This window comes from Chamaesiphon sp. VAR_69_metabat_338 (assembly GCF_031423935.1).
Classification (GTDB): domain Bacteria; phylum Cyanobacteriota; class Cyanobacteriia; order Cyanobacteriales; family Chamaesiphonaceae; genus Chamaesiphon.
Map to the genome: position 1 here is coordinate 1 of NZ_JANPGM010000030.1, position 3,840 is coordinate 3,840.

The following is a 3,840-nucleotide window of genomic DNA, read 5'->3' on the forward strand; positions in this document are numbered from 1 at the left end:
GGTGCCCCTTGTGGGTACCCATGAATTGTAGCTTAGTAATTTAATTTGGTATGGCCGTCGCTCCAAATTTTTCCACCAATAGATCGACTAGTACGCCATCTAATTCCGACAGCGGCACTCCCTTCATCACCTTGTCACCCAGCTTGGCATCTTTACCGACGGTACCACCCATAAAGATATCCACCGCCTCAACAGTTTGACCGTCCTTGCGAATCTTGGCACCCATCAAGCCGATATCTGCCACTTGCGGTTGACCGCAGGAATTTGGGCATCCAGTCCAATGAATTCGCACTGGTTTGGGGACATCAACTTTAGCTTCCACCGCATCGATAACCGACACCGCGTGTTGCTTGGTTTCAATCATCGCAAAGTTGCAAAACTGAGCACCAGTACAAGACACCACCGTGCGGGTTAAATTACCAGGATTGACTCGGAATCTTTCCAGGGTTGGTTCGCCGAGCAAGAGTTCTAAGTTTGCATCCGCAACATTGGGAATAATTGCATTTTGCTCGACCGTAAACCGGACTTCGCCTGTCCCGTACACTTCCGCTAGTCTGGAGAGTTCAAAGAAATCAGCCGCTTTGAGATGACCGACGGGAATATGTAAACCGACATAATTTAACCCTGCTTGCTTTTGCGGATAGACGCCAATATGGTCGCGTTTTTCCCATTCAATTTCGTCTTTTGGTGCCGCAGTTAATAGAGTTTTGCCGTAGACACGTTCGGCTTCCGTGCGGAATTTTTCAATGCCCCATTCATCGATGAGAAACATCAATCGCGCCTTCATTCGATTGGCACGCAATCCGTTATCGCGGAACAACCGTAGGATACTCAAACTAAATTCAACCACTTCTTCCGGTGCCACCCACACATTCATCGGGATAGCCGCGTCGCATCGCTTGCCAGAGAAGAAGCCGCCTACGAGGACATTAAACCCAAAGACATCATCCTTGAACGCAGGGACGAAGGCGAGATCGTTAATTTCGGCGTGTACTGAGTTATCGCGACAACCCGCGATCGCGATGTTAAATTTGCGTGGTAAATTGCTAAATTCGGGATTGCCCTCGCCTTTACTAATAATCCGATCCTGCAATTCCTGGATCATTTCGCGGGTATCATACAATTCTCCCGCTTCGAGTCCCGCTACTGGCGAACCAGTGATATTGCGGACGTTATCCATTGCCGACTGCATACTCGTCAGTCCGACAGCGTCCATCTTGCGGAAGATCTCCGGCAAATCTTCAATCCGAATTCCCCGCAACTGGATGCTCTGGCGGGTGGTAATGTCTGCACTCCCCTCATCGCCATACCGCTGGATGATATCGCCCAAAACGCGCAGTTGGTCGCTAGTGGCGATCCCACTCGGCGCGCGCAGCCGCATCATAAACTTCCCAGGCGTCACGGGGCGAAAGAACACGCCCAACCACTTTAACCGATGCTCGCGATCGGTTTCATCCATCGCTTCCCAACCGATCCGTGCAAAGTCTTCTAGCTCATGTTTGAGCGCGAGTCCATCTTTTTCGGATTTGAGTCGCTCGAACTTATTTTGGGTGGCTGGGATGGCAGTAGTCATGGCGATAATCCTTGCTAGCTTGACGCTGCACAGATTGAGGTTAGTGAAAATTAGCTTTGTGTATCATAAGTTAACGGGTACCATCTGTAAATTTAGTATCTTTTGTTACAAAAACCAAGCTAGTATCCGATTCATGGATACTAGCTATGTATTTTACCGATTGAAGCTCAGTTTAAGAATTTGTTAATGCCAAAAACTTGAGGAGCGGGCTTAGTGCCCACGTTAGAATAATTCCAGCAACCGACCACCAGATAGTATCGATCTTTTTTTCCACTGCAATGAGTCGAGTATCGATCTTATCGATCTTCTCTTCGATATCGTAAATATCGTTCTTGAGTTTCGCAAAGCCTGTATCTAGTTTCTGGTCTAAATTTTGGATGAGATCTTTAAGCTCTCGAATGTCGGTTTCGGTTACTTGAGTCATGGTTTGAACCCGATCGAATTGTTTATTCAGTCATCGTGCAATGATTCGATTTTACTGCGTTTGCAATGCGATCGACGATTGGATGCTCATCGCGACTGCCTCGGCAACTTTAATCCCATCTACTCCCGCCGAGAGAATTCCCCCAGCGTAGCCAGCACCTTCACCAGCAGGATATAGCCCTTTGGTATTCAGACTCTGATAGTCATCTCCCCGCTTGATGCAAATCGGCGACGATGTGCGGGTTTCCACGCCAGTCAACACAGCGTCGTGCATGGCAAACCCATGCAGTTGCTTATCAAAAGCGGGAATCGCTTCGCGAATAGCCTCGATCGCGTAATCCGGTAAACTCGAACTTAGATCGCCTAAGTGAATCCCTGGCTTGTATGAAGGCTTGACAGCCCCCAATTCAGTTGAGGCTGTCCCAGCCAAAAAGTCACCTACCAGTTGTCCTGGAGCCTTGTAGGTGCCACCGCCTAGCTCGAATGCCCGTTCCTCCAATCGCCGCTGAAACTCAATCCCCGCGATCGGACTACCAGGATAATCCTCTGGGGTAATGCCGACAACGATACCACTATTGGCATTCTTGCCACTGCGTTCGTATTGACTCATGCCATTCGTCACCACCCGCCCGACTTCGGATGTAGCCGCCACCACTTGCCCACCCGGACACATACAAAAACTATAAACCGATCGACCGTTGGCGCAATGATGCACCAAGCTATAATCAGCCGCACCGAGCATCGGATGTCCGGCTTGAGATCCCAAGCGACATTTATCGATAATTGCCTGAGGATGCTCGATCCGAAACCCGATCGAAAATGGTTTGGCTTCGATATATACGCCCGCCTGATGCAGCATCTCAAAGGTATCGCGGGCACTATGTCCGACAGCCAGCATGACATGGTTACTCGCAATATATTCGCCACTTGCTAGCGTCACGCCGCAGACTTGCCCATTTTCGATATTTATCTGCTCCACCCGACTCTGAAAGCGAATTTCACCGCCGAGAGATGCGATCTGATTGCGAATATTCTCCACAATTTTGACCAATCGATATGTCCCGATATGGGGCTTATTAATGTACAAAATTTCTGCCGCCGCACCCGCATTTACCAGTTCTGCCAACACCTTCCGCCCATGATGATTGGCATCTTTGATCCGGCTGTAAAGCTTGCCATCGGAAAACGTCCCCGCACCGCCTTCGCCAAATTGAGCATTCGATTCGGGATCGAACTTGCCTTTGCTCCAAAAGCCAAATGTATCCACAGATCGATCGTGTACGGCTTTCCCTCGCTCTAAAATAATCGGGCGAAAACCCATCTGCGCCAGTAATAACCCCGCAAACATCCCACAGGGGCCGCAGCCAATCACGATCGGGCGTTGCTCGATTCCCGCTGAAGCATGGGCGACATAGCGATAGCTAGTATCGGGCGTCGGGACGATATGCGGGTCTTTTTTGAATCGCTGAAGTAATTGTTGCTCTCTAGTCGTCTCGATATCGATGATGTATACAAAGGAAACTGCCCCCTTTTTGCGCGCATCATAGCTGCGTTTGAAGATGGTGTGACGGATCAGGTCTTTAGGTGCGATCGAGAGTTTCTTGAGAATGGCAGACTGGATATCGGCTGCAGTGTGTTCTAGCGGCAGTTTGACTTCGGAGAGGCGGAGCATGAACGTTTATCCCGATCGGGTGGGGCAAAATCTACTATTCTTATTTTGTCACAATGGCTATGGCAACCGCCAAGCTGGTGGAAACACATCCCCGACTTCTCGAAGAAGTCAGGGATGTATCCGCAGTCTAACTGTTGAAATCGATCGCTTTTTGGTAATTTATTGCTCATCC

Annotated in this window: 3 protein-coding genes; all 3 read right to left on the reverse strand. The window is 49.4% G+C overall.

Annotated elements, in window-relative coordinates:
• Positions 1-40: 40 nt before the first annotated feature.
• Positions 41-1,573: a ferredoxin--nitrite reductase gene (locus tag RMO84_RS01060; RefSeq protein WP_310486581.1), complete on the reverse strand. Its 1,533-nt coding sequence runs from the start codon at positions 1,571-1,573 to the stop codon at positions 41-43.
• Between the two features lie 172 nt (positions 1,574-1,745).
• Entirely contained in the window at positions 1,746-1,997 is a 252-nt protein-coding gene (locus tag RMO84_RS01065; protein ID WP_310486582.1) for a hypothetical protein, read from the reverse strand.
• A 51-nt stretch (positions 1,998-2,048) separates the two neighbouring features.
• Positions 2,049-3,668 carry an NAD(P)/FAD-dependent oxidoreductase gene (locus RMO84_RS01070; protein WP_310486583.1) on the reverse strand — a complete coding sequence of 540 codons (1,620 nt, stop codon included), beginning with the start codon at positions 3,666-3,668 and terminating at the stop codon, positions 2,049-2,051.
• Positions 3,669-3,840: the final 172 nt, after the last annotated feature.